Source organism: Devosia sp. SD17-2, assembly GCF_029201565.1.
GTDB lineage: Bacteria > Pseudomonadota > Alphaproteobacteria > Rhizobiales > Devosiaceae > Devosia.
This window is the reverse complement of record NZ_CP104002.1, coordinates 758,256-784,962: the sequence shown is the minus strand read 5'-3', so window position 1 is coordinate 784,962 and position 26,707 is coordinate 758,256. Positions and strand designations below refer to the sequence as shown.

The 26,707-nt window shown below is 62.8% G+C and carries 29 protein-coding genes, 1 other RNA gene and 1 pseudogene; 7 read left to right on the top strand and 24 right to left on the bottom strand.

Going from position 1 to position 26,707, the window contains the following annotated elements:
* Positions 1 to 61: 61 nt before the first annotated feature.
* The 16 genes from glmM to ruvC form a co-directional block, all read right to left on the bottom strand.
* A complete protein-coding gene (gene glmM, locus NYQ88_RS03960) occupies positions 62 to 1,405 on the bottom strand; it encodes a phosphoglucosamine mutase (protein WP_275653675.1) in 1,344 nt (447 codons plus the stop codon).
* Between the two features lie 106 nt (positions 1,406 to 1,511).
* Positions 1,512 to 3,443, bottom strand: a complete 1,932-nt coding sequence (gene ftsH / locus NYQ88_RS03955; RefSeq protein WP_275653674.1) for an ATP-dependent zinc metalloprotease FtsH — start codon at positions 3,441 to 3,443, stop codon at positions 1,512 to 1,514.
* A gap of 165 nt (positions 3,444 to 3,608) precedes the next feature.
* Positions 3,609 to 4,883 carry a tRNA lysidine(34) synthetase TilS gene (tilS, locus tag NYQ88_RS03950; RefSeq protein WP_275653673.1) on the bottom strand — a complete coding sequence of 425 codons (1,275 nt, stop codon included), beginning with the start codon at positions 4,881 to 4,883 and terminating at the stop codon, positions 3,609 to 3,611.
* Positions 4,868 to 5,896, bottom strand: a complete 1,029-nt coding sequence (gene ybgF / locus NYQ88_RS03945; protein ID WP_275653672.1) for a tol-pal system protein YbgF — start codon at positions 5,894 to 5,896, stop codon at positions 4,868 to 4,870. Before ybgF ends, tilS begins: the two co-directional genes overlap by 16 nt.
* A gap of 162 nt (positions 5,897 to 6,058) precedes the next feature.
* On the bottom strand, positions 6,059 to 6,514 hold the full coding sequence (pal, locus tag NYQ88_RS03940) for a peptidoglycan-associated lipoprotein Pal (RefSeq protein ID WP_275654837.1): 456 nt from the start codon (positions 6,512 to 6,514) through the stop codon (positions 6,059 to 6,061).
* A gap of 302 nt (positions 6,515 to 6,816) precedes the next feature.
* On the bottom strand, positions 6,817 to 8,127 hold the full coding sequence (gene tolB / locus NYQ88_RS03935; protein ID WP_275653671.1) for a Tol-Pal system beta propeller repeat protein TolB: 1,311 nt from the start codon (positions 8,125 to 8,127) through the stop codon (positions 6,817 to 6,819).
* Positions 8,128 to 8,197: 70 nt separating this feature from the next.
* The gene (locus tag NYQ88_RS03930; RefSeq protein WP_275653670.1) at positions 8,198 to 9,418 is read right to left on the bottom strand and encodes a hypothetical protein; all 1,221 of its coding nucleotides are present in this window, start codon (positions 9,416 to 9,418) and stop codon (positions 8,198 to 8,200) included.
* Between the two features lie 9 nt (positions 9,419 to 9,427).
* Positions 9,428 to 9,868: a biopolymer transporter ExbD gene (locus tag NYQ88_RS03925; protein ID WP_275653669.1), complete on the bottom strand. Its 441-nt coding sequence runs from the start codon at positions 9,866 to 9,868 to the stop codon at positions 9,428 to 9,430.
* A 1-nt stretch (position 9,869) separates the two neighbouring features.
* On the bottom strand, positions 9,870 to 10,571 hold the full coding sequence (gene tolQ, locus NYQ88_RS03920; protein WP_275654836.1) for a protein TolQ: 702 nt from the start codon (positions 10,569 to 10,571) through the stop codon (positions 9,870 to 9,872).
* A gap of 200 nt (positions 10,572 to 10,771) precedes the next feature.
* Positions 10,772 to 11,167, bottom strand: a complete 396-nt coding sequence (ybgC, locus tag NYQ88_RS03915; protein WP_275653668.1) for a tol-pal system-associated acyl-CoA thioesterase — start codon at positions 11,165 to 11,167, stop codon at positions 10,772 to 10,774.
* Complete coding sequence (locus NYQ88_RS03910; protein ID WP_275653667.1) at positions 11,164 to 11,373, bottom strand: helix-hairpin-helix domain-containing protein; 210 nt, start codon at positions 11,371 to 11,373, stop codon at positions 11,164 to 11,166. Before NYQ88_RS03910 ends, ybgC begins: the two co-directional genes overlap by 4 nt.
* Positions 11,370 to 11,870 carry an NUDIX domain-containing protein gene (locus NYQ88_RS03905; protein WP_275653666.1) on the bottom strand — a complete coding sequence of 167 codons (501 nt, stop codon included), beginning with the start codon at positions 11,868 to 11,870 and terminating at the stop codon, positions 11,370 to 11,372. Before NYQ88_RS03905 ends, NYQ88_RS03910 begins: the two co-directional genes overlap by 4 nt.
* Positions 11,860 to 12,762 (bottom strand): metallophosphoesterase, encoded by a 903-nt coding sequence (locus tag NYQ88_RS03900; RefSeq protein ID WP_275653665.1) that lies wholly within the window; start codon positions 12,760 to 12,762, stop codon positions 11,860 to 11,862. The genes NYQ88_RS03905 and NYQ88_RS03900 overlap by 11 nt, the downstream gene beginning before the upstream one ends.
* Positions 12,737 to 13,780, bottom strand: a complete 1,044-nt coding sequence (gene ruvB, locus NYQ88_RS03895; RefSeq protein WP_275653664.1) for a Holliday junction branch migration DNA helicase RuvB — start codon at positions 13,778 to 13,780, stop codon at positions 12,737 to 12,739. Before ruvB ends, NYQ88_RS03900 begins: the two co-directional genes overlap by 26 nt.
* A gap of 62 nt (positions 13,781 to 13,842) precedes the next feature.
* Positions 13,843 to 14,460, bottom strand: a complete 618-nt coding sequence (gene ruvA / locus NYQ88_RS03890) for a Holliday junction branch migration protein RuvA (RefSeq protein ID WP_275653663.1) — start codon at positions 14,458 to 14,460, stop codon at positions 13,843 to 13,845.
* Positions 14,457 to 14,963, bottom strand: a complete 507-nt coding sequence (gene ruvC, locus NYQ88_RS03885) for a crossover junction endodeoxyribonuclease RuvC (protein ID WP_275653662.1) — start codon at positions 14,961 to 14,963, stop codon at positions 14,457 to 14,459. The genes ruvA and ruvC overlap by 4 nt, the downstream gene beginning before the upstream one ends.
* Positions 14,964 to 15,306: 343 nt before the next feature.
* Here ruvC and NYQ88_RS03880 point away from each other — a divergent pair, with 343 nt between their 5' ends.
* Complete coding sequence (locus NYQ88_RS03880; protein ID WP_275653661.1) at positions 15,307 to 16,086, top strand: GGDEF domain-containing protein; 780 nt, start codon at positions 15,307 to 15,309, stop codon at positions 16,084 to 16,086.
* Between the two features lie 85 nt (positions 16,087 to 16,171).
* Here the strand turns inward: NYQ88_RS03880 and NYQ88_RS03875 are convergent, their stop codons facing one another.
* From NYQ88_RS03875 to NYQ88_RS03845, 7 genes are all read right to left on the bottom strand, one after another.
* Positions 16,172 to 16,918 carry a YebC/PmpR family DNA-binding transcriptional regulator gene (locus tag NYQ88_RS03875; protein WP_275653660.1) on the bottom strand — a complete coding sequence of 249 codons (747 nt, stop codon included), beginning with the start codon at positions 16,916 to 16,918 and terminating at the stop codon, positions 16,172 to 16,174.
* A gap of 99 nt (positions 16,919 to 17,017) precedes the next feature.
* Entirely contained in the window at positions 17,018 to 17,398 is a 381-nt protein-coding gene (locus NYQ88_RS03870; protein ID WP_275653659.1) for a hypothetical protein, read from the bottom strand.
* A gap of 99 nt (positions 17,399 to 17,497) precedes the next feature.
* Positions 17,498 to 18,313 (bottom strand): TIGR00282 family metallophosphoesterase, encoded by an 816-nt coding sequence (locus tag NYQ88_RS03865; protein ID WP_275653658.1) that lies wholly within the window; start codon positions 18,311 to 18,313, stop codon positions 17,498 to 17,500.
* Entirely contained in the window at positions 18,310 to 18,897 is a 588-nt protein-coding gene (locus NYQ88_RS03860; RefSeq protein ID WP_275653657.1) for a 5-formyltetrahydrofolate cyclo-ligase, read from the bottom strand. Before NYQ88_RS03860 ends, NYQ88_RS03865 begins: the two co-directional genes overlap by 4 nt.
* Positions 18,898 to 18,933: 36 nt before the next feature.
* Positions 18,934 to 19,090: non-coding RNA, 6S RNA (gene ssrS, locus NYQ88_RS03855), on the bottom strand.
* Between the two features lie 93 nt (positions 19,091 to 19,183).
* Entirely contained in the window at positions 19,184 to 19,558 is a 375-nt protein-coding gene (gene zapA, locus NYQ88_RS03850; RefSeq protein WP_275653656.1) for a cell division protein ZapA, read from the bottom strand.
* A 3-nt stretch (positions 19,559 to 19,561) separates the two neighbouring features.
* Complete coding sequence (locus NYQ88_RS03845) at positions 19,562 to 19,849, bottom strand: DUF4164 family protein (protein WP_275653655.1); 288 nt, start codon at positions 19,847 to 19,849, stop codon at positions 19,562 to 19,564.
* Positions 19,850 to 20,085: 236 nt separating this feature from the next.
* Between NYQ88_RS03845 and tkt the strand changes: the two genes are divergently transcribed.
* The 6 genes and pseudogenes from tkt (at position 20,086) to NYQ88_RS03815 (ending at position 25,823) form a co-directional block, all read left to right on the top strand.
* Positions 20,086 to 22,062, top strand: a complete 1,977-nt coding sequence (gene tkt / locus NYQ88_RS03840; protein WP_275653654.1) for a transketolase — start codon at positions 20,086 to 20,088, stop codon at positions 22,060 to 22,062.
* Positions 22,063 to 22,109: 47 nt separating this feature from the next.
* Positions 22,110 to 23,117, top strand: a complete 1,008-nt coding sequence (gene gap, locus NYQ88_RS03835; protein WP_275653653.1) for a type I glyceraldehyde-3-phosphate dehydrogenase — start codon at positions 22,110 to 22,112, stop codon at positions 23,115 to 23,117.
* A 196-nt stretch (positions 23,118 to 23,313) separates the two neighbouring features.
* Positions 23,314 to 23,846: pseudogene (locus NYQ88_RS03830) on the top strand (putative glycolipid-binding domain-containing protein).
* Between the two features lie 122 nt (positions 23,847 to 23,968).
* Positions 23,969 to 24,646 carry an ABC transporter ATP-binding protein gene (locus tag NYQ88_RS03825; RefSeq protein WP_275653652.1) on the top strand — a complete coding sequence of 226 codons (678 nt, stop codon included), beginning with the start codon at positions 23,969 to 23,971 and terminating at the stop codon, positions 24,644 to 24,646.
* Between the two features lie 5 nt (positions 24,647 to 24,651).
* Entirely contained in the window at positions 24,652 to 25,260 is a 609-nt protein-coding gene (locus NYQ88_RS03820) for an energy-coupling factor transporter transmembrane component T (protein ID WP_275653651.1), read from the top strand.
* A 5-nt stretch (positions 25,261 to 25,265) separates the two neighbouring features.
* A complete protein-coding gene (locus tag NYQ88_RS03815) occupies positions 25,266 to 25,823 on the top strand; it encodes a biotin transporter BioY (RefSeq protein ID WP_275653650.1) in 558 nt (185 codons plus the stop codon).
* Positions 25,824 to 25,871: 48 nt separating this feature from the next.
* On the opposite strand, the gene NYQ88_RS03810 is transcribed toward NYQ88_RS03815, so the two are convergent.
* Positions 25,872 to 26,660, bottom strand: a complete 789-nt coding sequence (locus NYQ88_RS03810; RefSeq protein ID WP_275653649.1) for a hypothetical protein — start codon at positions 26,658 to 26,660, stop codon at positions 25,872 to 25,874.
* Positions 26,661 to 26,707 lie beyond the last annotated feature (47 nt).

Sequence of the window (26,707 nt, the reverse complement as noted above, 5' to 3'; positions counted from 1 at the left end):
GCGCTTAACCCTACACATTAACTGTGTCCAGGCGCGCGCAGCCAATCCCGGAAAAGTTCAACTAGCTAATTGTGCGTATTGCCGCCTCAACCTGTCCAACAACGCTGGCAACGAGATCGGCGTCATCCGCCTCGCCCATGACACGGATCACCGGCTCGGTGCCGGAGGGCCGCACAACCAGCCGACCGCCACTTCCAAGCTGCGCCTCGGCGTCGGCAATCGCCTTGACGACATGCTTGTTCTCAAGCGGCTTGCCCGCCTTGAAACGCACACTGCGGAGAAGTTGCGGAACCTTCTCGAAGCGGGTGCAGATTTCCGACACCGGGCGGTTCTGCTGCTGCAGCACGGAGAGCAATTGCAGCGCGGCAACCAGGCCATCGCCCGTGGTGGTGAAATCGGAGAGAATGATGTGGCCGGACTGCTCGCCGCCGACATTATAGCCCTTGGTCCGCATCGCCTCGAGCACATAGCGGTCGCCCACCTGGGTGCGTTCGAGCGTTAGGCCAAGGCCGCCGAGATAGCGTTCGAGCCCGAGATTGCTCATGATGGTGGCGACAATGCCCCCGCCCTGCAGCATCTCGCGTTCGAGCCAGCTCTGGGCGATGACGGCCATGAACTGGTCGCCGTCGACCACTTCGCCCTTTTCGTCGACGATGATGACGCGGTCCGCATCGCCATCGAGCGCAATGCCGATATCGGCGCGAACTTCCTTGACCTTGGCCGCAACGGCTTCGGGGGCGGTCGAGCCGACCTTGTAATTGATGTTATAGCCGTCCGGCTGATCGCCGATGGCGATCACCTCGGCGCCCAGCTCCCAGAGGGCCATGGGGGCGACTTTATAGGCGGCGCCATTGGCGCAATCGAGCACGATGCGCAGGCCGGTAAGATCGATATTTCGCGGCAGGGTGCGCTTGGCGTATTCGACGTAGCGCGTACGGGCTTCCTCGTCGCGATAGGCGCGGCCGATATTCATCCCGTGGGCGAGGAGCTTGGACGTATCCGTCTCCATCAGCCGCTCGATCTCTGCCTCAAGCTCGTCGCTGAGCTTGTAGCCGTCCGGGCGGAAGAACTTTATGCCGTTGTCGTCATAGGGATTGTGCGAAGCCGAGATCATCACGCCCAGATCGGCGCGCAGCGAGCGGGTCAGCATGGCGACGGCCGGGGTCGGCATCGGGCCGAGGAAATAGACATCCATGCCCACGGCGGTAAAACCGGCGGCCAGCGCGCTTTCCAGCATATAGCCCGAGCGGCGCGTATCCTTGCCGATGACAACGCGATTGCGGTGCTCACCGCGGACGAACTTGGTGCCCGCAGCCATTCCGACCTTCATGGCCAGTTCCGGTGTCAGCTTGTCGCCATTGGCGAGGCCCCGAATGCCGTCGGTACCGAAATATTTCCTGGCCATGAGGGTAAAGTCTCCGAAAGCTGATAATCGCCGCTTTAGTCAGTTTGCCTGACATAGCGCAGCGGGGCGCTACGAAAAAGGGTCACTCGAGAGTGACCCTTAATTCTTAGCTCTCTGGCTGGGGCTCCATGCCCGGCTCCGGCGGTGTATCCGGACGCTTCTTGTCCAGCTTGCCGGCCGTCGGAACACCCGATGCCTTGGGCGCTGCGGGACCATTGTCGTCCGGACGGACAGGCTGCTTGCCATCCATCAGGGCGCGCAATTCGTCGCCGGTCAGCGTTTCGAACTCGAGCAGGGCCTGGGCAATCGCCTCCCACTGGTCGTGGTAGGTGGTGAGGATTTCGCGGGCCGAAGCTTCGCCGTCCTCGATCAGCTTGCGCACTTCCTGGTCGATGATCCGGGCCGTGTCGTCAGACATGTGCTGAGACTGAGTCACCGAATGGCCGAGGAAGACTTCCTGGTCGTTCGACTTGTAGCGCACGCGGCCGAGCTTTTCGCTCATGCCCCATTCCATCACCATCGAGCGGGCAAGGCTGGTCGCCATCTGGATGTCGCCCGACGCGCCCGAGGTCACCTTGGCCGGACCGAACTTGATGATTTCGGCTTCGCGACCACCGAACAGCATGGTCAGACGCGCAAGCGCCTTCTCACGGCTGAACGAATAGGTATCGTTCTCTGGGAGGGTCATCACCATGCCCAGAGCGCGACCGCGCGGGATGATGGTGGCCTTGTGGATCGGGTCGATGCCGGCAACCTTGAGCGCGATGATGGCGTGGCCAGCTTCGTGATAGGCAGTCAGCTTCTTCTCGTCGTCGGTCATGGCCATGGTGCGGCGCTCGGCGCCCATCATGATCTTGTCCTTGGCGTCTTCAAATTCCTGATGGGTAACGAAGCGCTTGTTCTTGCGCGCCGCCATCAGGGCCGCCTCGTTGACGAGGTTCATCAGATCCGCGCCGGAGAAACCGGGCGTACCACGAGCCAGAACCTTGAGATCGACGTCGGGAGCCAACGGCACCTTGCGGACGTGGACCTTGAGCACCTTCTCGCGACCGGCAACGTCCGGGTTCGGCACCACGACCTGACGGTCGAAGCGGCCCGGACGCAGAAGCGCAGGATCGAGAACGTCCGGACGGTTGGTCGCGGCGATCAGGATGATGCCTTCATTGGCTTCAAAGCCGTCCATCTCGACGAGGAGCTGGTTGAGGGTCTGTTCGCGTTCGTCGTTACCGCCGCCCAGACCGGCGCCACGCTGGCGACCGACGGCGTCGATTTCGTCGATGAAGATGATACAGGGCGCGTTCTTCTTGGCCTGCTCGAACATGTCGCGGACACGCGATGCGCCCACGCCGACGAACATTTCAACAAAGTCCGAACCCGAAATGGTGAAGAAGGGCACATTGGCTTCGCCGGCGACCGAACGGGCCAGCAGCGTCTTACCAGTACCCGGGGGGCCGACGAGCAGCACGCCGCGCGGAATACGACCGCCCAGGCGCTGAAACTTGCCGGGATCGCGCAGGAATTCAACGATTTCCTCAAGGTCCTGCTTGGCTTCGTCAACGCCAGCGACGTCTTCAAAGGTCACCTTGCCCTGGGTTTCGGTGAGTAGCTTGGCGCGCGACTTGCCAAAGCCCATGGCGCCGCCACGTCCGCCACCCTGCATCTGCCGGATGAAGAAGAACCACACGCCGATGATGACGATGAACGGCAACCAGCTGGACAGGAGGATCGACCAGAACGGGCTCGACTCAGGCGCGCGGGCCGTGATCGACACATCACGCTCTTCGAGGCGCGAGATGATCTCGGCGCCATCGGGCAGAGTGGTCTCGAAGCGCGTACCGTCATTGAGCACGCCGCTCACGACATTATTGGTAATGGTGACGCTCGAAACGCGACCGCCTTCCACGTCCGTGACGAACTGGCTGTAGCTTTTTTCGGCGACGGAAATCGACCGCGTGGATGACTGGAAGACCTGGAACAGGCCCATCAGCATGAAGAGTATGACCAGCCAGATGGCAAAGTTGCGGAAATTTCCGTTCATCAATCCTGTCCCGGAGGGGTGCCGGCGCAATGCGCGGCAGCATGGGGCGAATGTAAGTCCGTCATTGAGGCGTTACAAGGGCAAGACCTGAGGCCTCAGCGCCCTGCCGTCCAGTCATATTGTCGCGACGGGGTTAATAGGCTGTCTTTGTCAAAGGTTGCACTGTCAGTCCACAAGAAGTTGGACTGTAATGCGATCATCGAACGACCAACCGCCCAGCGAGAGCACCGCGCCGCTGGCATCGCGCACGATTGGCGCGGTTCGAATCGCCTCCGCCGGAGTCGTGACACGGAAGCCAAGTACCTCCTCGAGCCGATGGCGCGGGAAGAAGTCCGTGGCCGAGACGACAAGCCCCGCCGCGTCCGAAACATTGGAAATCCGGAACCGCTCGTCCCAGACCAGCTCCGATTGAGGCAACAGTGCCTGCTGGTCCGGCAGGACGCGGCCAGGCTCACGCGCCACGATAAGCTTGTCACCCTTGACGCGGATGACGGCGCCCAGAAGCGTCGCGCCACGCGGCAGCGTCTCGGTGGTCAATTGCTCGAAGAGCCGCTCCACCTGCCCCAGGGCGCGGGGGCGCTGCCGACCGCCGACGACAGCCAGAACACGGCTCAGGACGCGCCGGCCGACTGCCGGGCTCAGCGCTGTCAGCGTCGCCAGCGGCAGGCTGGCAGCGCCAAAGCCGTCAAAGGTGATGAGCTCGGCAAAAGCGGCATCGGTCAGCTGGGTCAGCGCCAGATCGGCTTCGGCCATGCGGCCGGCAAAACGCGCAAACGCGCCGCCATCGAGGCCTTCGGCGGCGAGGGCCGGCAATAATTGGCGCCAGCGGACGCGTTCATAGCTGGTGTCGTGATTGGATGGGTCGCGGGCCGGGGTCATCCCGGCGTCGGTGACAAGACCGGCAAGGGTTTGCGGTTCGACATCGAGCAGCGGGCGAAACACGGTGACGCCCTCAACCTGCGACAGCACGGTCATACCCTTCAGACCATCCAGCCCGCTGCCATGGGCGAGGCGCATCAGGATGGTTTCAGCCTGATCGGAGCGATGATGGCCAGTGGCGAGGATTTTGACACCATCCTCGGCCATGGCGTCCCCAATGATCCGGTAGCGGGCAAGCCGTGCGGCCTCAAGCACACCGGTCTCGGGCGCCGGCCCCTCCCAGAGGAGCCCTCGCGCCGTGAGCCCGAGGCGCTCTGCCTCGCCCAGCACCATGGCGACCTCGGCAGCAGCCTCGGGCCGCAGCCCGTGATCGAGGCTATAGACGAAGAGGCGTGGCGGCTCAGCCTGAGCGGCGGCCCAGCGCTGCGCCAGCAGCATCAGCGCAAGACTGTCGGGGCCGCCAGAGACGGCCAGACCAAGGGCTTTTTCCTGCGCGACAGGCGCAAAGAGGCGCGCCAGCGTTTCCGCTTCGGCGAGATCGGGGGTTACGCTGGCGGACATGCGGCCTTGGCTCTCTCCTCGGCGAGGCGGGTGATAAAGGCCGGCTCGGTCCCGGCAAAGCGGCGGCTCACTTCATCAAAGGTGCGGCACGCGGTTTCCCGCTCCCCTGCCCCGGAAAGGGCAACACCGAGCTTGAGCAGAATATCGGGTGCGCGGGCGTTCTGCGGATCCTTCTCAAAGGCTTCCAGCAGCACTTCGGCCGCCCGGTCATAGGCGCTGCGGGCCAGCAGCGCTTCCCCGAGGAAATTGGCAGCATCAGTGAGGCGCGGGCTCGTCGGGTAGAGCTCGACGAACTGGCTGAACTGATCTTCGGCGAACGCATAGTCACCAGCAGTCAGGGCCTCATACCCCGCCGTGAACTGCGCGTCCGCATCGGCATTGCCGCTGCGGGGCGCGCGCGGGTCATAAGTGAGGTTGAGGGGCTGCCCGGTAACCAGATCGACAGCGCCATCGCGGCCGGTCCCGACAAGCGGATCGGCCGAAGCGCCAAGCTCATCATCCGGCGCTGGGGCGGTCGCATCCTCTTCAAAAGTTGGGTCGAACTCCTGCTCACCCGGCAAGGGCTGCACGCCCTGGGACGGCACGATCGTGGCCGGCGCTTCATCATTTGGGGCCTGCGGCAACGCCTCGGGCTGCGTCACGCTGCCCGGTTGGGTTGCCGCATCAGTTTTTCCCCCAGCACCGCCTTCCAGTGCCTGGAAGCGAAACTCATTGTCTTCCTGCATCCGGTTGATGATTTCCTGCATCTGGGTGAGCTGGAAGGTCAGCCCTTCCACCTGCCCGTTGAGCGAGCGCAGCTGCTCCTCGAGCTGCTGGATGCGCACCATGAGCTGGGCGCTGTCTGCCTGGGCCACGAGCACCCGGCCCGGCTGGGTATTGTTGAAGGCCAGACCTTGCAACTCGGCCGGGGGAAACGCGCTCTGCGCCACTACCGTGGCCGAGCTACCGCCCAGTCCAAGGACCATGGCGCAAATCCCCGCGCCCAGCTTCTTGCCGACTATTCCAAAATTCAAAGCGTATCCTCCAATGGATGCTCGCCAAGATGGGTACCATTGGCCTCCCGATAAAGACCAATTTGGGCAAAACAAAGCGCCCGGCCCACTTTCGCGGTACCGGGCGCTCCTTGCCTCCAGTTCATGACTGGAATTGGACGCTCCTTCTGGAGCGCCAATGTTTTACTGGACCACCGTGACCGCGCGGCGGTTCTGGCTCCAGCAGGAGATGTCGTTACAGATCGCGACCGGACGTTCCTTGCCGAAGGACTGGCTGGTGATGCGCTGGCCGTTGACGCCCTTGGAGACGAGGTAGTTGACCACGACGTTGGAGCGGCGGGCGCCCAGAGCAATGTTGTACTCGCGGGTGCCGCGCTCGTCGGCATGGCCTTCGATCAGGATGCGGTAGTTCTGGTACTGGTTGAGCCAGGCAGCCTGCTTGTCGAGGGTGGCCATGGCTTCGGCGGTCAGCGAGCTGGAATCGGTGGTAAAGAACACGCGATCGCCGACGGTCACGATGAATTCCTGCTGGCTGCCGGGGGCGCCGCCGCCCGGGCCGAGATTGCCGGCGCCGGTCAGGCCGACATTGTCGTTGGCGCTACGCGAACAGGCGGCGATGACGACGACGAAGAGAAGCATCGCGGCAGCGCGCAACGCGGTATTGATGGGTGCGGGAATGACCACGGAAGGCTCCTGGAAAGGCAAAAATCTTAAGCAAGGCATTTACCGCGCTTAGTCTTAAGGCCGGGTTGTCGGACATGGTTAATCTTTGCCTATTGGGGCGCGGATGTGGCGGGAAACCGGCCTTTTTTGTGGCGTTGCTTGTCAGCAACAACAAGTGCTGGCGATCACGTTAAGGTTAAGTGGTAAGGATATTGCGACAGCAAAAAGCCCCCGACGATGACGCCGGGGGCTTGGGTTCATGTCGACCGCGCAGGACCTTAGCCGCGCAGGTTGGACCAGGCGGGATCGGACGCGTAGCTCTCGGTCGGAATAGTCAGGGGGTTGCGACCCCAGATATCGACGCTCATCAGGCGCGGGCCGTCATTGCCACCCGGATCCTGGAAGAACATGATCACCCGGCCATTGGGAGCCCAGGTCGGCCCCTCGGCGTGGTAGCTCGAATAGAGCAGGCGCTCCCCTGAACCATCAGGCGCCATGATGCCGATGTGGAACTGGCCGCCGGACTGGCGGGTAAAGGCGATGAGATCGCCCTTGGGGGACCAGACGGGGGTCGAATAGGAGCCCTGGCCGAAGCTGATGCGCTGGGCGTTCCCGCCGCCCGAGCCCATCATGTAGATCTGTGGCGAACCACCACGATCGCTCTCGAACACGATGCGCGAGCCATCGGGCGAATAGGACGGGCCGGTGTCGATCGCCGCGCCGGAGGTCAGCTGCATGGGCTGTCCGCCGCCAGTGCCCACCGAATAGATATTGGTGGCGCCACCCTGCTCGACCGAGAAGGCAACGGTGCCGCCATCGGGCGAGAAGCGCGGGGCAAAGGTCATGGCGCCGACATTGGCGAGGCGCTGCTGACGCCCGCTCGAGAGCTGCAGCAGATAGACCTGCGGATTGCCCTCGGCAAAATTCATATAGGTGACCATGTCGCCATTGGGCGAAAAGCGCGGGGTCAGCGCCATGGACGAGCCGTCGGTCAGATACTGCGAATTGGCGCCGTCCTGATCCATGATGGCAAGGCGCCGTGTGCGGTTGGCCTTGGGGCCGCTTTCGGCCACGTAGATCACGCGCGTATCGAAGTAGCCCGTGCCACCGGCCAGCTGTTCATAGATGGCGTCCGAGACGATATGGGCGATGCGGCGCGCCGAATTGGGATCGGTATTGTAGCTCTTGCCGACGACCTGAGCGGCCTGCTGGGTATCCCAGACGCGGACCGACGAGGAAATCTGGCCGCCGCGCTCGACCGCACCCATCACCAGCGCATCGACATTGGCCGTACGCCAGACGTTGAAGTCAGGCGTGCCGTTGACGTCGCCAACCTGCACCGGCAGCGAGGCCGGGTCGAGCGGCAGGAAGAGGCCGGAACGGCGCAGATTATTGCGCACGATATCGGCGATCTCCCGACCGAAATTGGGGTCGGACGAAGCAAAGTCAGGAATGGCGATCGGCAGCGGCTGGAAGTTTGCACCTTCCACCACGATGCGCAGCTGGGCCATCGCCAGGGAAGAAGAGGCCATCAGGGCGCCGCCAGCAAGGCCGAGCTTGAGCGCATTGCGCCGGGTTAGCAGAGTCATCTTTGTTCATGTCTCCAATCGCGCCGTTTGCGGTCAGGTCATACTGGCCAGCAAACAGGCAAATTCAAGGTCAGGGCCTCAGCTCCAGCTCGAGCTGTCGCCATTGGTCATAGGCATCGGCAGACAGTTGGAACGGACCATCCTGCATGGCCGCTACCACGGCACGTTGTGCAGCCCGTCCAAGTGCGGCGCCCTGGGGCGATGGGTCCGCCGAAATGATTTCCGGGATACCGTTGACCGTGCCGTCCCTGTTGAGATTGAGGCGCAGCACAACGGTCATGCCGCTGTTCACGTCGCTGGGCAGAAGATTCCAGTATTTGCGTACCCGTCCGGCGAGCCCGTCTATTTCCGAACGGCTGAGGCGCGCCGATGTTCCGGTGGTGTCGCCAAGCGTTGGCGAACCGCCCTGCCCGGTCGTGCCGCCCGTGGTCGGCGCATTGTTGATCAGCGCCGCGATGTCGTCGGCATTGCTGCTGTCAGCCTGGGTCGGACCGGGACGCGTCGGCGCAGGAGCAGGCGTAGCCGCAGTCGACTGGTTCTGCTGGGCACGGGCCGCAGCCTGGCGCTGGCGTTCTTCTTCCTCACGCTTCTTGCGTTCAGCCTCGGCCGCAGCGAATTGCTCACGCAGACGCGCCAGATTGGTTGGACGCTGCGCCGGCGTGGGCGCTGCAACGCGCGGCTCCTCGGGCTCGGTCACCACAGGCTCGGGCGTCGGCTCAGGCGTCGGCGTCGGCTGGGGTGTTGGCTCCGGCACGGGGGCTGGCGTCGGCGCCGGTGTTGGCTCCGGCGTCGGCTCTGGTTCCGGGGTCGGCGCGGGCTCGGGCTCCGGTGTGGGCTCAGGCGTCGGCGGACGCGTCTGCGGCACCGGCGGGACCGGTGTCGGCGCAGGCGTCGGCTCTGGCTCTGGTGCTGGTTCTGGCTCCGGCTCGGGGGCTGGTTCTGGTTCCGGCTCGGGCTGTGGCGCGGGCTCAGGGGCAGGCGCGGTTTCGGTCACCGGCGCTGGCGTCGGCACATCGGCCGGGGACGGCGTGGGCTGGTCCTGCTCGGTATTGCCCGTCGGCTGGGCCAGTTCGGCCGGCTGATCGCTCTCGACCACCGATGGCGTATCGGTTTCGACAATCGTGCTGTCGAGTTGGCCCATCCGGATATTGGTATATTCTTCAATAGGCACGAGATCGACCGAGATCGATTCAACGCTGGCCTCGAGCGGGTCTGTCGAGCCCAGGCTGATCAGGCCAAGCGCGATCAGCACCACATGCGCTGTAATCGATACGACGACACCCGTCCGCATGCCCGGCGCCTACTGTTCGCGCTCGGTAACGAGACCGATTTTGGAATAACCCGCAGCCGACAACATGCCCATGATGCGCATGACCGTGCCGTAATTGGCGGTCGTGTCGCCGCGAAGGAAAATGCGATCTTCCGGCGTGGCGAGGCCCGAGATGGTCGCCACCAGCTCGGCTTCGGTCACCGGGGTTTCGTCGACGAACAGCGCGCCTTCCGGCGTCACGGCGACGGTGATCGGCTGTGTCTGGCTTGGCATTTCAGCGGCAGCGGTGCGCGGCAGATCAACCGGCACGCCAGCCGTCATCATCGGCGCGGCCACCATGAAGATGATCAGCAGCACAAGCATCACGTCCACCATGGGCGTGATGTTGATTTCGCTCATGACCGCCTTGCCGCGACGACGCCGGCGACGTCCGCCGCCGCCACCACCGCCCGATGGACCACCCATGCCCATCTTAGCGGTTCCGCGCTTCGAGCTGGCGGGAAAGGATGGTCGAGAACTCGTCGGCAAAGCCTTCGAGACGCCCGATCATCTTGCCGGCATCGGCAGAAAGCTTGTTGTATGCGATAACCGCAGGAATAGCGGCCACAAGGCCGATGGCGGTTGCGAACAGCGCCTCGGCGATGGGACCGGCCACCACGGCCAGATTGGTCGAGGACGACTGGGCGATGTTGGTGAAGGCATTCATGATGCCCCAGACCGTTCCGAACAGGCCGATGAACGGGCCTGCCGAACCGACCGTGGCCAGAAAGCCCAGGCGCTTTTCGAGAAATTCGCTCTCGCGGGCGATGGCAACGTCCAGCACCTTGTCGAGACGCTGCTGCATGCCGACAAAGCTTGCCGCGTTCTGCTCGTGGCTGCGCTTCCATTCCTTCATGGCCGCGACAAACACCGAGCCCATGCCGCCAGCCGGCTTTTCCGCCTGCTGCTGGTAAAGCTCTTCAAGCGACTGGCCCGACCAGAAGATGCGCTCGAAGCGGTTCATCTCGGCCTGCGTGCGCCTATAGGCAATCGACTTGTCGACGATGATAGCCCAGCACCAGATCGAGGCACCCAGAAGACCCAGCATCACCGTCTTGACGACAATGTCCGCCGCCCAAAACAGTCCCCAGATGGAGAGGTCAGCATGGGGAGCGACCGTCCCCACTGCATCCATGGCTTCCATGAAGTGATCCTTTCGGCCCGGCCCAAGCGCCCGACCCCGTTGCTGGTGCGATGGGGGCGGAATCTGTCAAAATTAAGAGAAATGCCAACGAACCAGGACTTTGCGTCCCCGGATCGAGGCTAATGATCTCTTTGACGCGATTATGGTGACCAAGTGGTTAAGAAACCGGGTGTGACAGCGATCACATTCCCCTAAGCGCCAGCCAGGCGGGCGCGCAGCTCCACCGGCAAACGTGCCGGGCCACCGCTGGTTTTGATGGCTGCGACAACCACGCGTGCCTTTGTCAGCAGTTGTTCCTCACGCAGAATTGTCTGGTCCAGAACAAGTCGGGTGCCGGTTACTTCGACCACTTCCGTGATGACGAGCAGCTGTTCATCGATATGGGATGCAGCCTTGAAGTCGATTTCCATCGTCCGCACGGCAAAGGCAATGCCGTCCTTGGCAAGCTCGGTGTGGCTGACGCCGATATCGCGCAGGAACTCGGTGCGGCCGCGCTCGAAGAATTTGAGATAGGCCGCATGGTAGACATTGCCGGAGAAGTCGGTGTCTTCGTAGTAGATGCGGACTGGAAAGCTGTGCTGGGTCATTGGGCTTTGTAGGTAAGGCCGCGCTCGGCCATGGCCGGATCGAGTTCGGTGAATGTCTTGGGGCCGATCCCATGCAAGGCGGCGATGGCCGCGCGGGTCCAGTCTGCGAGGTCGGCAAAGGTGGATATCCCTGCCCCCGCGAGCGCCCGTTGGGACGGCCGGCTCAGTTTGACGCTTTCTGCGATGCGGTCCGTCGGCGCTGTCATGCCGGACGCTCGTCATGGACGATATGAGCATGTCCGGCCGGCAGATCGCGCAGGAATTTCGGCAGCCAGCGCGGCAGCAGGTTCATCGCCTCCAGCGCTTCCCCCTCCAGCGGCATCCAGAAGAAATAGAGATCATGGCCCTCGTCCTGCCGCACCAGCCAGGGCGAACTTCCGTTTGGCCCCTGCCCTGGCAAATCGGCTGCATAGAAAAAGCCAAGCTCGTGAAAATCCTCGCCCTCGCGACGGTAGAAATTCTCGGATGTCGCACACATCCTCCCGACTTCTGCCGGGAGGGCGATTTCCTCAGCCAGTTCCCGCTCAAGGCTAAGGGCGCTCGCCTCCCCGAGTTCGACGCGTCCGCCGGGCAGCATGGTATAGTCGTCGTCGTCCTCGCGGCTGACGAGGACATGGCCGTCGACGATGATGATCGCGGCGACCCGATAATTGAACCGCTGCCCCCCTATGGGAAAGCTCAGCATGTGGCGTTCAGCCGGCATTTTGGTCTCCCAACTCGATAAGGACGATCTCAGGCGGCGCGTCGAGGCGCAAGGGCAGACCGGAATGCCCAAGACCGCTGCCGACAATCAGGTGCCGGCCATTTTCAACGATATGGCCATGCAAAAACCGCTGCCCGAAGGACGAGGGCACCACTGGCGCCTGCCCGAAAAGGCGGATCTGCCCGCGATGATGGTGACCTGAAATGGTCAGGGCTACACGCTCGGGCACATCCACAAAACTGTCGGGCTCGTGCGCCATGAGCAGCACCGGAGCGTCGTCGGTGACGCGGGCGAGCGTTGCCGGCAGATTGGCGAGACGGCGACCGTCAGCATGCTCGGCGACAAGGTCGCCAAGACCGGCCAGCCAGAACGCCCTGCCCCGCCATTGCAGGCGGATCGCATGGTTCACCTGCACCATGATCCCATGGTTTTCGAGCGCCACCTGGGCCGGCGGTTTGAACGCGGCGAGCCTCCGCCGCTTGCCCTCGCGGGGATAATCGTGATTGCCCAGCACGGCATGGACGCCCAGCGGCGCCTTCAGTTTTCCGAGCGCCGCGCCCCAGAGCGCGGGCGCAACCGGGCGGGAATGGCGGGGACCATCTTCATAGTCGCCGAGGAGAAGGACAATATCGGGCGCCAGCGCATTGGTCCGCGCGACGATGTCTTCGAGCGCCCGCAGCCCGAGCCAGGGTTCGCCGATATGAAAATCGCTGAGCATGGCGATGCGCAGCGGCAAGTCCCTGGGCCAGGCGGCGATATCTGGCCTGTATAGCGCTACACGCAGATGGGCCGGGTCAATCCACATCTGCGCGCCAAAGACCCGCAGGGCGGCCTTGAAAGCAGATTTGGCCAGCCGCCGCATCGCCTCAGTCTTGCTCTGAGCCGTCGTCAAACAGCGTCGCCTGCATGCCGAGGAAACCCTGTGGCACAGACCGATTGAGGTGCTGGAAGGCAATATAGGTGAGCATGCGTCCGCGCGGGGTACGCTGGATGAAGCCCTGCTGCAAAAGGTAGGGCTCGACAATCTCCTCGATCGCGTCGCGTGGCTCCGAGAGTGCCGCGGCAATCGTCTCGATGCCAACCGGTCCGCCGCCATAGAAATCGGCGATAGTGGTGAGGTAGCGCCGATCAAGCTGGTCGAGCCCGCGCGCGTCTACATCGAGGCGCAGCAGCGCCTTGTCGGCAAGCCGGCTATTGACCTCGGACACCCCGTCAACGAGGGCAAAGTCGATCACCCGCCGCAGCAGGCGACCGGCGATACGCGGCGTCCCGCGCGAGCGGCGGGCAATTTCCAGCGCCCCGTCGGGCGACATCGGCATGCCCATAAGGCGGGCGCCACGCGTTACGATGCTGACCAGTTCCTCAGGCGTATAGAAGTTGAGCCGCACCGGAATGCCAAAACGATCGCGCAGCGGCGTCGTCAGCAGCCCGGCGCGCGTCGTCGCGCCCACGAGGGTGAATTTTGCCAGATCAATGCGGACCGACCGGGCAGCCGGTCCCTCACCGATGATGAGGTCGAGCTGGAAATCCTCCATGGCGGGATAGAGGACTTCCTCGATCGCCGGATTGAGCCGGTGGATTTCGTCGATGAAAAGCACGTCGCGCTCTTCGAGATTGGTCAACAGCGCGGCGAGGTCGCCCGCCTTGGCGATCACCGGACCGGACGTCGCGCGAAAACCAACGCCCAGTTCCTTGGCGATGATCTGGGCCAGCGTGGTCTTGCCGAGGCCCGGCGGGCCGACGAACAGCACGTGATCAAGCGCGGCCCCGCGCTTTTTCGCTGCCTCGATAAACACTTCCAGATTGGCGCGTGCGTCTGCCTGTCCCACGAAATCGGCAAAGCCGGAGGGGCGCAGGGCGACATCGAGATTGTCATCGCGGCCGGCGGATGGAGAAGTAATGTCGGTCACGCGAGCAATTCCGTTCCTTGTACCCTGTTTTGACGCTGAAACGTCGAAAAATTCAATGGGCGCTATTGGCTGAGCTCGCGCAGGCCCAGACGGATCAGCTTTTCGGTCGCCGTATCCTCGCCTTCCCTGGCGACAATACGAGCCAGAGCCCCGGACGCCTGGGCGCTCGAATAGCCGAGATTTGTCAGCGCAGAAACGGCGTCGGCGACGTTGGATCGTGCCACGCCTTCGCCGAGTGCCGCCTGCAGCCCCAGCGTGCCCGCATCAATCGCCCCGACATCGGGCACCTTGCCCTTGAGTTCGGTGACAATACGCACGGCCAGCTTGGGCCCGACCCCATTGGCCCGGCCGATCATCGCCTTGTCCTGTAGCGCGATGGCGCTTGAGAGTTCGGAGGCACTCAGCGTCGAGAGGATCGCCAGCGCCACTTTCGCGCCAACCCCCTGGACGCTGGTCAGCAACAGGAACCAGGATTTTTCAGCCTGGCTGGAAAAGCCATAGAGCTTGATCAGATCCTCGCGGACGATGGTCTCGATAAAGACCACCGCGGCCTCGCCCACCTTGGGCAGGGATTGCAGCGTGCGGCCCGAGCAATGCACCTCGTAGCAGACGCCGCCGCAATCGATCAGCACCCAGTCGTCCCCGAATGAGTCAACCAGCCCCTTGAGCTTGCCAATCACGCCAATGCCCTCGTTCTTAGTGCCGATACCCGGTGATGAGCATGGCAGATGGCGACAGCCAGCGCGTCAGCCGCGTCGGCGCCCTTGAAACTTGCAGTGGGCAGCAGCGTGCGCACCATCAATTCCACCTGGTTCTTTTCAGCGTGACCGGTGCCGACGACCGACTTCTTGACGAGATTGGTGGCGTATTCGGCCACGTCCAGACCGTGCTGGGCCGGCGTCACCAGCACCACGCCGCGCGCCTGCCCCAGGATCAGCGCCGAACGCGGGCCCGCGTTGACGAAGGTCTCCTCCACCGCCGCTTCATCGGGGTGATGCTGCGCGAGGACCGCCGCGATCCCAGCCGCCAGCACCACGAGGCGCTCGGCAAGGGTACCGTCAGTCGGCGGCGTCACCGTGCCGGCAGCAACAAAACTCAGCCGGTTGTCCAGCGCATCGATTATGCCCCAGCCGCATTTGCGCAGGCCCGGATCAATGCCGATGATTCGCACGGGTTTTCTCATGTCGTTCCTTCTAGCAGCTTCCCCGACACTACCAAGGCCAATGTGAACAAATTGGCAACACGCTGGTATGACCAATTCACGGGATAGATAAAATTGTCCACTGTTTGAGAACGCGGTGTTCAGGAAGCGGGTCTACCTTTCGGCTCGGGAACTCAGGGGGCAAGAATCATCATGACGTCATCGGACGCTATATGGAAACGATACCGTTGCCTGGCTTGCGCCATCTGCCGCAGCAACGGCACCGATAACGAATAGGGAAGACGTGCCGCGGCCGACGGTTCGCCGCAGCATGGCCAGCAATGACCGACTATTGCTTTCCCGCAGTTCGAAAAAGGTGTCGTCGATGCATCTGTCCCCACGGATGGTAAACTCTGCTCACGGTTGGTCGAGCGTCGCGCGCTGGACGATTTTCGGCACGCTGGCTTGCATTCTCGTGGCCATCGTCTTCAACGCCGTGATGTTTCATGACCTGGCTCCGGAGGCACTGCAACGCGCGCTCATCAGCTCGACCGTGCTGCCGATCCTGATGGCCGTGCCGCTGTTCCTCTATCTCGGCATCCGGCTGCGCGGCCTCGCCATCACCAATCGCCGGCTCGGCCTTGTGGCGCGCACCGATGGGCTCACTGCCTGCCTCAACCGCGGCGCCTTCACCGCCAAGGTCGAGACCCAGCTCAGCGAAGGCCGCGATTCCGGCGCCCTGCTGATGATCGATGCCGACAATTTCAAGGTAATCAACGACCTCTTCGGCCATGACAATGGCGACGAGGCGCTGATGATCATCGCCCGGGCGATCCGCGGCGTGCTGCGCGCTGGCGATCTGGTGGGCCGCATGGGCGGCGAGGAATTTGCAGTCTTCATGCCCGGCGTCGACAAATCAGGGGCCGAAGCCATGGCGGAGGCCATTCGACGTTCGGTCAACCATTCCAAGTTTGCTCCGGACGGCCGCAATCATCGCCTTGCAGTCAGCATTGGTGGCGCGGTATTCGACCAGCCCTCAAGTTTTGCCGAACTGTTCCGCATCGCCGACCAGCGGCTCTATGGCGCCAAGCGCGCCGGCCGGAACTGCGCCAATATCCAGTACACCACTGACGAGCCGGCGATCGATCTGCGCAAGCGTGCCTGATCCGGTCACAGCGGTCATGCCAACAAAAAGCCCCCGCACACGGCGGGGGCTTTTTTAGTGTCGCGAACGCTTCGTGCCGAAGCGATCAGGATGCCAGCTTGGCCGCGTCTTCGTCGCTCAACTCGAAATTGGCGTAGACGTTCTGCACGTCATCGTCTTCTTCGAGCGTATTGATAAGCTTCATCAGCGTCGCGCCCTTGTCGGCGTCGATCATGGTGGAGGTCTGCGGCTTCCAGATCGCCTTCACCGACTCGGCCTCGCCCAGCACCTTCTCGAGGGCGGCCGAGACTTCGGCCATGCCTTCGAAGCTGGTGTAGATGTAGTGGCCTTCCTCATCGCTCTCGACATCATCGGCGCCGGCCTCGATGGCGGCTTCCATGACCTTGTCTTCCGAACCGACAGCGGCCGGATAGGTGATCTCGCCAACGCGATCGAACATGAAGCCGACCGAGCCGGTTTCACCCAGGGCGCCACCGTTCTTGGAGAAGTAGGAGCGCACGTTCGAGGCGGTGCGATTGCGGTTGTCGGTCAGCGCCTCGACGATGACGGCCACGCCACCCGGACCATAGCCCTCATAGCGGATTTCATCATAATTCTCGGCATCGCCGCCGGAAGCTTTCTTCACCGCGCGTTCGATATTGTCCTTGGGCATGGACTGGGCGCGCGCATTGGTGATCGCGAGGCGAAGGCGTGGATTAAAGGCCGGGTCCGGTTGGCCCATCTTCGCTGCCACGGTAATTTCGCGAGCAAGCTTGGAGAAGATCTTGGACCGGATCGCGTCCGACTTGCCCTTGCGGTGCATGATATTCTTGGCGTGTGAATGGCCGGCCATCGGTCACCCCGAACTCTATGACTGTGGGAATAGGTGGGGCCTTATATGCAAACATGCGCCAATTGTGAAGCGGGGGACGCTTCTCCCCGCGCAGAAAAACTAGGGCGCAAAGGGGCGTACGCCGATGCCCCCATCCTCTGCCGTCAGTTTTTTGGCCAGAATCTCGGCCTCTTCCTGGGTAAAGCCCCCCGAGATCATCAACAGCTCGGACTGGATGGGTGACTGGATGAAGGGCGAGGTCAGAACCTCCCCATCGACCATCACGTCAACCCGGCTGCCGATATGCTCGTTGGAAAAATCGGTGAAGCCATCGCGCCCTTGGCGTGACAGCCAGATGAGGAGCAGAGGATCACCGGTCGCAGAATCGACGCTCACCGTGGCCCGCTCAACCGGAAGGACGAGGACATCTTCCTGTGCTGCGAGTGACTGGACCATGATCAAGGCCAGCAACACTCCCCCCGTTCGACTGATCTTAGTCATTATCTCCATCATCCGCCCCCCGGCCCGAGGCGAGACCATAACGATCCTGCAAATGTGCGCAAACAATGTCAGTCGAAAAAAGGCATCTGGCCGCAGGGCCTAAAAATTCGGCTCTGCCTGGGCCAGCGTTCCGCCGATACGAACCGGCATCACCTTGATCGCAAGACCGGTCCGCGGATCGGTCTCGACGGCCACACCGCAAAGCGTCGCCTCCCCGTCGGCCGGCGTGAAGCGGCCATTGGGAATGCCGGTGAGGAAGCGGTTGAGCGGCTCGTCGGCCTCGACCCCGATAATGCTGTCGAAGTCGCCGCACATGCCGGCATCGGCCATCAGCGCCGTGCCATTGCGCAGGATGCGATGATCCGAAGTCGGGATATGGGTATGCGTGCCCACCACCAGCGTGGCCTTGCCATCGAGGAAGAAGCCCATGGCCTGGATCTCCGAGGTCGCCTCGGTGTGGAAGTCAACGATGATGGCGTCGGCCACCTCGCCCAACGGGCAGGCGGCGATGGCAGCTTCGACAGCGCGGAAAGGATCGTCGATCGGCGGCATGAACACGCGCCCGAGGGCGTTGATCACCAGCACGCGATGACCATTGCGGCCCTCGACCATCATGGCGCCCCGCCCGGGCGTACCAGCCACCATGTTGATCGGCCGGATCAGCGTGCCCTCGCGCTCGATAAAGCTCAGCGTCTCGCGCTGGTCGAAAGCGTGGTCACCCAGGGTGACGATATCGGCGCCGGCATCGCGCAACAGACGGTAATGGGGTTCGATAAGACCCTTGCCATGGCTGGCATTCTCGCCGTTGACCACGACGAAGTCGAAACCGTGGCGTGCGATCAGCCCCGGCAGGCGCTCGCTGACCGCGTCGCGACCAGACCGACCCACCACATCACCCAAAAACAATAGTCTCATTCCGTCGCGCCGAAGAACCGGACGCCCTCTTCTGTTACAACTGCATCCAGCGGCACGTCATGCGCCTCGCGCGGTATTTCGTCAAATTCCTGGGCCGCATAAGCCAGCCCCACGAGGCGTGGTTTTTTCTCGAGCGCAGCGATGGTGCGGTCGTAATAGCCGCCGCCATAGCCGAGCCGCGTACCCTTGCCGTCAAAGCCGAGGAGCGGGACCAGAATTAGGTCGGGAACGGCGCGCGGCGCCAGATCGGACGGCGCCAGAGTCCCGAAACCGGCCTCATAGAGCGGGGCATCGGCTTCCCAGACGCGCAGATCGAGCGGCGCGTCGTCGCCCGCCACGACCGGCAGGACGACCTTTTGTCCACTGTCCATCAGGCGAATGAGGATGGGCTTGCAGTCGGTCTCGTCGCGAATGCGCCAATAGCCAGCGATGATATCGCCGGGACCATAATCAATATGCCGGAAGAACAGCGCGGCGATCGAGGCGGCATGTTCGCTGCGGGTATCGGGCGGAATGGCGGCACGCCGTGCATGCGCATCCCTGCGCAATGCGGCTTTTGCCGCGTCCATCGCCTCATCCGCCATGCCGGTTTCCAGCCCTCGACTTTGCTCACCAGAGAAATAGGGGCCACCCTGGCCGTGGGACGTGCGATCCCGGGAACCTACTTACGTAGGTGGGCGCCGTATGTCCGAGCCCACGGGCCCGGTCAGGGACAGCTCCCTCAAGATCGATTAAGGCCCCAGGAATATGAAGTCCTCACGCGCCGGGCAGCGACACAGATATAGGCGCTTCGAAGCGCCGCTGCAAACAGCGCATGCAGCTTTTTCGCAGAGAGTTTACATAACGCACGTTTGTGGCGGGACGACCGTCTCAGCTCGGCAGCGGTGCCGTGGCATCCAGCGTGCTGGCGACCGTTTCCAGAACACGGGTGGCATCTTCGAGCTTTGCAGCAAAAGTCTGCTCGGTCCGCTCGAGTTCGTCGGCGATCTCGTGGCCGGCCTGGGTCAGCTCGGCCACTTCCGCCTCGAGCCGGGCGATCTTCTTTTCGGCCTCGGCCAGTTCATCGACCACGGCAATGCCGGCCATGACGGTGAGGCGTGTATCACCGATTTCGCCGACGGCGCCCTTGAGCGCTTCGACCTGGGTGTTGAAACGCTCCGCCAGCGCGATCAGATGCTTCTGCTGGCCCTCCTCGCAGGCCATGCGATAGCGGCGACCATTGATCTCGACATTTACCTCGGGCATCGCCTACTCCGCCTTGGCCAGAACTTCGCGCACTGTTTCCATGGCAACGACCAGTCGCCGGGCCACTTCGTGGGCACCGTCGTCGAGACGCTTGGCGCGGGCCGACGTCTTGTCGAGCTCGGTGGCAAGGCGCGAACGCTCGTGTACGAGGCGCTGCGTATCCACCTCGATACGGTTCAATCTCTGCATGCGGGCAGTGAGATCGCGCAGGCTTTGCTCCATGCGCTCCATCGCCCGGTCGAAGCGGGCTGATGCTGCGACCAGACCGTTTTCCGCATCCATCTCACTCATGGCGGCAACCATCCTCAATACGCATTGACCCGACCCTGCCCCAGCCGACCCGGCTTTGCAACTGCTCCACCCGCCAAACCCCCGAAATTTGGGCCTGCAGGCTACGTGAAACCGGCCGTTGACATTGACACAAGGGCCGAACCTGTTATGCCTCAACCGCGCCTTTGGGAGGAGGTCTGGAGGCCTCTTCTTCCCAGTTTCTCCAGCCTTCTTTAATGAAAGAAAGCGGCTTGCCGATGACAAACACAACCCAGCAGAACGATTTGGCCAATGCAATCCGGTCGCTATCCATGGATGCGGTCGAAAAGGCTAATTCCGGGCATCCGGGTCTGCCCATGGGTTGTGCGGATATCGCGACCGTCCTCTTCACCAAGGTGATGAAGTTCGACCCCGCCAATCCCCATTGGGCCGATCGCGATCGCTTCATCCTCTCGGCCGGCCACGGCTCGATGCTGCTCTATTCCTCGCTCTATCTTCTGGGCTATGAGGACATGACCATCGACCAGGTCAAGAATTTCCGCCAGCTCGGTGCCAAGACCGCTGGTCACCCCGAATTCGGCCACGCCACCGGCATCGAAACCACCACTGGCCCGCTCGGCCAGGGCCTTGCCAATTCGGTTGGCTTTGCCGTTGCCGAAGCCAAGCTCGCTGCAGAGTTCGGCTCCGACCTCGTCGATCACCATACCTATGTGCTCGCTGGTGACGGGTGCCTGATGGAAGGCATCTCCCAGGAAGCCATCTCCCTTGCCGGTCACCTCAAGCTCAACAAGCTGATCGTGATCTGGGACAACAACGACATCACCATCGACGGCAAGGTGTCCAACTCCGACTCGACCGACCAGATCGCGCGCTTCAAGGCCGTCGGCTGGAACACTATCGAGATCGACGGCCATGACCAGGACGCCATCGAAAAGGCCCTGATCGAAGCCAAGGCCTCGACCGACAAGCCGACCCTCATCGCCGCCAAGACCACCATCGGCTTCGGCGCGCCCAAGAAGGCTGGCACCGAAAAGGTCCACGGCTCGCCGCTCGGCGCCGAAGAACTGGCTGGCGCCAAGGCCGCGCTCGGCATCACCTATCCCGCCTTTGAAGTCCCCGCTGCCATCCTCGACGCCTGGCGCGCTGCCGGCACCCGCAGCCAGAACGTCCGAGGCGAGTGGGAAGCCCGCCTCGCCCAGTCTGACAAGAAGGCCGAATTCACCCGCCGCATGTCCGGTGCCCTGCCGTCCGAATTCGCTGCCACCATGGCCGCGTATAAGGAAAAACTGGCTGCAGACAAGCCGAAGGTCGCGACCCGCAAGTCCAGCCAGATGGCGCTGGAAGTGATCAACAAGGTCGTTCCCGAAACCCTTGGCGGCTCCGCCGACCTCACCGGCTCGAACCTCACCAATACGCCAGAGACCCTGCCCTTCCAGGCCAACAGCCGCGACGGCCGCTACATGATGTACGGCATCCGCGAGCATGAAATGGCCGCGGCGATGAACGGCGTTGCCCTGCACGGCGGCCTCATCCCCTATGGCGGCACCTTCATGGTCTTCACCGACTATGCCCGCCCCGCCATCCGCCTCTCGGCCCTCATGGAACAGCGCGTCATCTATGTGATGACCCACGACTCCATCGGTCTCGGCGAAGACGGCCCGACCCACCAGCCGGTGGAACATCTGGCCGCCCTGCGCGCCATCCCGAACCTTCTCGTCTTCCGTCCTGCTGACGCGATGGAAACTGCCGAGTGCTGGCAGCTCGCCATGGAAACCCAGAAGTCGCCGTCGATCCTGGCGCTGTCCCGCCAGAACCTGCCGGCCGTGCGCACCGAGGCTTCCGCCGAGAACAAGTCGGCCAAGGGCGCCTATACGCTGGTCGGCTCGGCCGATGCCCAGGCGGTGATCTTCGCCACCGGTTCGGAAGTCGCCATCGCCGTTGAAGCCCAGAAGCTGCTCAACGAGCAGGGCATCTCCGCCCGCGTCGTCTCGGTGCCGTCCATGGAGCTCTTCGCCAAGCAGTCGGACGCCTACAAGGCCGAAGTACTCGGTTCCGCCCGTGCCCGGGTCGCCGTCGAAGCCGGCATCGAAATGGGCTGGGGCAAGCTCCTGGGCGACAAGGGTCGCTTCGTGGGCATGAACTCCTTCGGTGCTTCTGGCCCGATTGATGCGCTCTACCAACACTTTGGCATTACGCCAAAGGCCGTTGTTGAAGCCGTCACCGCACAGTTGTAAGAGAGCCCCGCCTCCCTTTTCCCATCCTCCCCAAAGGAGCGTTTACTATGGCAGTCCGCGTCGCCATCAATGGCTTTGGCCGCATCGGCCGCAATGTCTTGCGCGCCATCATCGAGTCCGGCCGCACCGATATCGAAGTCGTGGCCATCAATGATCTGGGCCCGGTCGAAACCAATGCGCACCTGCTGCGCTTCGATAGCGTCCATGGCCGTTTCCCGCATCAGGTGACTGTTGCCGGCGACACCATCGACGTGGGCCGTGGCCCGATCAAGGTGACCGCAGAGCGCGATCCGGCGAACCTGCCGCACGCCGCCATGGGCGTGGACATTGCGCTCGAATGCACCGGCATCTTCACCAGTAAGGAAAAGGCCTCGGCTCACCTCAAGGCCGGTGCCAAGAAGGTGATCATCTCGGCTCCCGGCGACGGCGCGGACAAGACCATCGTCTACGGCATCAACCACCAGAGCCTGACCAAGGACGACGTGGTGATCTCGAACGCTTCGTGCACCACCAACTGCCTGGCGCCCGTCGCCTATGTGCTGCACAAGGAATTCGGCATCGAAAAGGGAATGATGACCACCATCCATTCCTATACCGGTGACCAGCCGACGCTCGACACCATGCACAAGGATCTCTATCGCGGCCGCGCTGCTGCACTGTCGCAGATCCCGACCTCGACCGGCGCAGCCAAGGCCATCGGCCTCGTCCTGCCCGAGCTCAAGGGCAAGCTGGATGGCGTCTCGGTCCGCGTGCCGACCCCGAACGTCTCCTGCGTCGACCTCAAGTTCCTCGCCAGCCGCGATGTGACCGCCGAAGAAATCAACGCCGCGATCAAGAAGTACGCCGATGGCGAGCTCAAAGGCATCCTGGGCTACACCGAAGTGCCGAACGTCTCGATCGACTTCAACCATGACCCGCATTCCTCGACCATGGCTCTTGATCAGACCAAGGTTCTCGGCGGCAATTTCGTGTCGATCCTGTCCTGGTACGACAATGAATGGGGCTTCTCGAACCGCATGAGCGACACCGCCGTCGCCCTCGGCAAGACCCTCTGAGCAGGTCGAAAATCAAATCTGAAAGGGCGTCCTCCGGGGCGCCTTTTTTTTTGTGGCGAATGGATCAAAAATTCTCGCGCCGTCGTCACCACCCGGCTTGTCCGGGTGGTCCATCACACGGCAAGATGGATTGCCCGGAAACGCCGGGCAATGACGGCGCAGCCAAATTGCGCCATGAGCAGAGGGGGGCCTCGAGATGCTCAACAAATCCATCCGTTGGCAGGGCCTCGACCCCGCCAGCATCGAGCATTGCCACGTCATCGCCAACGGCCGCGACACGCGCATTCGCAGCGCCATTATCGGGCCCGATTTCGGCTTGTTCTATCGGCTCAAACTCGATGAGCGCGGCCATGTTCGCACCGTCAAGATCGAGCGCGCCGACGGCAAGAGCCTTGAACTTTTTGCCGATGGCACGGGCGGCTGGTCCGACGACCGCGCCGAACCCATCGATGCGCTGCGCGGGTGCCTTGATGTCGATATCTGGCGACCCCGCTGACCAATTCCCTGCCCATCTGGCGCACTGATTGGGCCGATCAGCCCGTTCGCTTCGCGATGGCCTGGATCGACGCCACGACCATGGCCGTCCAGCGCACAGAGCAACTCTATACCAAGATCGACGACACCCACTTTCGCTTCCGGTCCGCCGACTTCGAGGCCATTCTGGAAGTGGACGACAAAGGCATCGTGACCAACTATCCCGGCCTCTTCATGCGCGCAGATCCAAGCTGATCACCCGGCACGCCACGGCCTTTCGGGTCGCCGACCAGCACGCGAACGAAACACCCGGCTTTCAGCCTTGACCTTGCCACGCTCACAGAGCACACGGGGGCGTTGATCGTTTGGGGCCGCGCTTGCACATCCAGTTTGACAATGCCGGAGCGGCCTACGCCGACCATGTGGCGCTGAAACCCCTGACGCTTGAGCTCAGCGAGCGTCGCATCGGGGTGATTGGCCTTAATGGGTCGGGCAAGAGCACTTTTGTCCGGATGATCAATGGCCTCGTCACCCCGTCGTCGGGGCGCGTGCTGACCAACGGCCACGACACCCGCACCGCCGCCGTAAAAGCCCGCTCCGCCGTCGGCTATGTGTTCCAGAACCCATCCAACCAGATTATCCTGCCGCTCGTGCGCGACGACATCGCGCTGGGCCTCCAGTCCCGCCGTCTGTCCAAGCCAGATGAGGAGCAGGCCGTCGAAGCAGTGCTCGACCGTTTGCACGCCGGCCATCTCATCGACCGCCGCGCCCATGAGCTTTCCGGTGGCGAGGTTCAGCTGGCCGCACTGGCCTCTGTGCTGATCACCGAACCCGACATCGTCATCCTCGACGAGCCGACCAACCAGCTCGACCTCAGGAACCGCAATCTCGTCGAACGCACGATCGCGGCGCTGCCCGAGAACGTCATCGTCGTCACCCACGACCTCGTCCTGCTCTCCGGTTTCGAGCGCGTGCTGCTGTTTCATGACGGCAGCCTGATCGAAGATGGCCCGGCCGAAACGACGATCTCCCGCTATCTGGCGCTCGCCGCATGATCGGCATGTCCGAGAAAGGCGACGGGCCGATCCACCGCCTGCCGACCAAGGCAAAGCTTCTCGCTCTTGTCATTCTCAGCGTCGCGCTGTTTGCAACCACCGCGCTGCCGGTCCTGGCGACATTGGCCGCCCTGGTGCTCGGTCTCGCGCTGGGCCTCTGCCGATCAGCACTGGTGCAATGGCTGCGCGCTTGGACACTGCTCTTTACCATTGCAATTGTCGCGGCGTGGACCTTCTTCGCAACCGGCCCCGAGGCGGCTCTCGTCTCCCTGTTGCGACTCGGCACACTCAGCCTATTCGCGGCCCTCATCACGGCAACGACGACGGTCGGAAAATTCATCGAGACGATCGCCGACCTCGCTCGACCGCTTGAGCGCATTGGCCTTGCCAATGCCCGCGATATCGGGCTGGCCATCGGCCTCGTGATCCGCTTTATTCCCGAAGTCCAGGCCCGCTATCGGGCCGTCTCGGATGCGCACCGCGCCAGGGGCCTGAAACGGCGCTTCGCCACGCTCATCGTCCCCATGGCCATCGGCACCATCCTCAGTGCCGACGAAATCGCCAACGCCATCGACGCCCGCAATATCCGCTCCCACCCCTCCGCAAGAGATTGAAGACAGTGTCCACTCGTTCGCTAGTGCTAATTGCCCTCTTCACCGCGATCATCGTCGTGCTCGGGCTTATTCCGCCGATCATGGTCGGCTTTTTCCCGGTGGCTATCCAGGTCCAAAGCCTGGGGGTCATCCTGGCCGGCGTTGTGCTTGGCGCGCGCGGCGGCACGCTGTCGGTGCTGCTGCTGCTGGCGCTGGTTGCCATCGGCTTGCCGGTGCTTTCAGGCGGTCGCGGCGGTCTTGCTGTCTTCGTCGGCCCCACCGCCGGCTATCTCGTTGGCTTCCTGCCCCAGGCCTTCGCCACCGGCTGGGTTGCCAATAGCGTCGTCGCGCGCGGTCTCAAGGGCTGGAAGCTCATTGGAGGGCTCTTCCTTGCCGGCGTGGTCGGCGTGGTGATCAATCACGTACTTGGCGTTACCTGGCTATCGATTGCGGCTGGGCTCAACTTCACCGACGCCGTCATCGGCAATCTCATCTTCGTGCCAGGCGATCTCGCCAAGGCCGCACTGGCAGCCTATGCGGGACAGCTGGTTGTCACCAACCTCGGCACGCGCAGTCGCGTCTAGAAATGATGGCGCGACGGCTCGCCTCTAGCGAGCCGTCGCCACATGTAATCAGACCACGGCGTTCCGCCGCCGCCAGAGCACGATCTCGGCGATAACGAACGCCACAAGACAGGCGATAACTGTCGTGATCACCATCGGGTAGTTTCCGGCAAAGCCGTCAGCCGATGTGTGCTTGATCAGAATGCCGGTGAAGGCCCAGAGCAGCACCACGCCATAGGCGTAGTCGTGATTGCGCAGCATCACCAGCGTACCGATCAGCGCCGCAACTGCGATTATGATCATCGCCCAAACATCGATGGAAATCCCAAAACCATCCCAGCCGATACTGACCAGAAACACGGTGATGTTGGCTACTGTGGCGACGGTGATCCAGCCGAAATAGACGCTGAAGGGCACCCGGACCAACCAGTATTCGCGGTCGGTCAGCGCATGGTTGCGCAGGGTCACCACGATGGTGGCAAGGATCGCGAGGATGGACGCGATAAGAAGGGTGGAGAGCAGGATCTGGTCATAGTGCCAGGCGAACACCCATGCGGTATTGGCCAGCGACGACACGGAAAACAGCACGCCGATCTTGCTCAGCAGCGCGCCATTGCCAACGCCATCCCGGTGGAACACCCCCCACTGATAGAGGATGTGGATCGCAAGCAGCAGGTAGATCACGCCCCAGATCGAAAAGGTAATTCCCGCTGGGGCAAAGAGGTTCTCATAGGCATCTGAGATTTCACCAGTCTCGCGACCATTCAGTGGCAAGGCATTCGCCAGATAATTGGTCACGACCATGATGATGTAGGTCACGGTAACGAGGATCTTTACCGGCAGCTCGGCGGTTCTCATGAAGGACGCTCCTATGGACTAGGCCTTAACTCCACATATCATTGAAA

Bases quoted from the DNA above. Each gene is read 5' to 3' on its own strand.
- glmM (WP_275653675.1), bottom strand. From the start codon at position 1,405: ATGGCCAGGAAATATTTCGGTACCGACGGCATTCGGGGCCTCGCCAAT.
- ftsH (WP_275653674.1), bottom strand. From the start codon at position 3,443: ATGAACGGAAATTTCCGCAACTTTGCCATCTGGCTGGTCATACTCTTC.
- tilS (WP_275653673.1), bottom strand. From the start codon at position 4,883: ATGTCCGCCAGCGTAACCCCCGATCTCGCCGAAGCGGAAACGCTGGCG.
- pal (WP_275654837.1), bottom strand. From the start codon at position 6,514: ATGCTTCTCTTCGTCGTCGTCATCGCCGCCTGTTCGCGTAGCGCCAAC.
- tolB (WP_275653671.1), bottom strand. From the start codon at position 8,127: ATGACTCTGCTAACCCGGCGCAATGCGCTCAAGCTCGGCCTTGCTGGC.
- NYQ88_RS03930 (WP_275653670.1), bottom strand. From the start codon at position 9,418: ATGCGGACGGGTGTCGTCGTATCGATTACAGCGCATGTGGTGCTGATC.
- NYQ88_RS03925 (WP_275653669.1), bottom strand. From the start codon at position 9,868: ATGGGCATGGGTGGTCCATCGGGCGGTGGTGGCGGCGGCGGACGTCGC.
- tolQ (WP_275654836.1), bottom strand. From the start codon at position 10,571: ATGGATGCAGTGGGGACGGTCGCTCCCCATGCTGACCTCTCCATCTGG.
- ybgC (WP_275653668.1), bottom strand. From the start codon at position 11,167: ATGACCCAGCACAGCTTTCCAGTCCGCATCTACTACGAAGACACCGAC.
- NYQ88_RS03910 (WP_275653667.1), bottom strand. From the start codon at position 11,373: ATGACAGCGCCGACGGACCGCATCGCAGAAAGCGTCAAACTGAGCCGG.
- NYQ88_RS03905 (WP_275653666.1), bottom strand. From the start codon at position 11,870: ATGCCGGCTGAACGCCACATGCTGAGCTTTCCCATAGGGGGGCAGCGG.
- ruvC (WP_275653662.1), bottom strand. From the start codon at position 14,963: ATGAGAAAACCCGTGCGAATCATCGGCATTGATCCGGGCCTGCGCAAA.
- NYQ88_RS03880 (WP_275653661.1), top strand. From the start codon at position 15,307: ATGCATCTGTCCCCACGGATGGTAAACTCTGCTCACGGTTGGTCGAGC.
- NYQ88_RS03875 (WP_275653660.1), bottom strand. From the start codon at position 16,918: ATGGCCGGCCATTCACACGCCAAGAATATCATGCACCGCAAGGGCAAG.
- NYQ88_RS03870 (WP_275653659.1), bottom strand. From the start codon at position 17,398: ATGACTAAGATCAGTCGAACGGGGGGAGTGTTGCTGGCCTTGATCATG.
- NYQ88_RS03865 (WP_275653658.1), bottom strand. From the start codon at position 18,313: ATGAGACTATTGTTTTTGGGTGATGTGGTGGGTCGGTCTGGTCGCGAC.
- NYQ88_RS03860 (WP_275653657.1), bottom strand. From the start codon at position 18,897: ATGGCGGATGAGGCGATGGACGCGGCAAAAGCCGCATTGCGCAGGGAT.
- zapA (WP_275653656.1), bottom strand. From the start codon at position 19,558: ATGCCCGAGGTAAATGTCGAGATCAATGGTCGCCGCTATCGCATGGCC.
- NYQ88_RS03845 (WP_275653655.1), bottom strand. From the start codon at position 19,849: ATGAGTGAGATGGATGCGGAAAACGGTCTGGTCGCAGCATCAGCCCGC.
- tkt (WP_275653654.1), top strand. From the start codon at position 20,086: ATGACAAACACAACCCAGCAGAACGATTTGGCCAATGCAATCCGGTCG.
- gap (WP_275653653.1), top strand. From the start codon at position 22,110: ATGGCAGTCCGCGTCGCCATCAATGGCTTTGGCCGCATCGGCCGCAAT.
- NYQ88_RS03820 (WP_275653651.1), top strand. From the start codon at position 24,652: ATGTCCGAGAAAGGCGACGGGCCGATCCACCGCCTGCCGACCAAGGCA.
- NYQ88_RS03810 (WP_275653649.1), bottom strand. From the start codon at position 26,660: ATGAGAACCGCCGAGCTGCCGGTAAAGATCCTCGTTACCGTGACCTAC.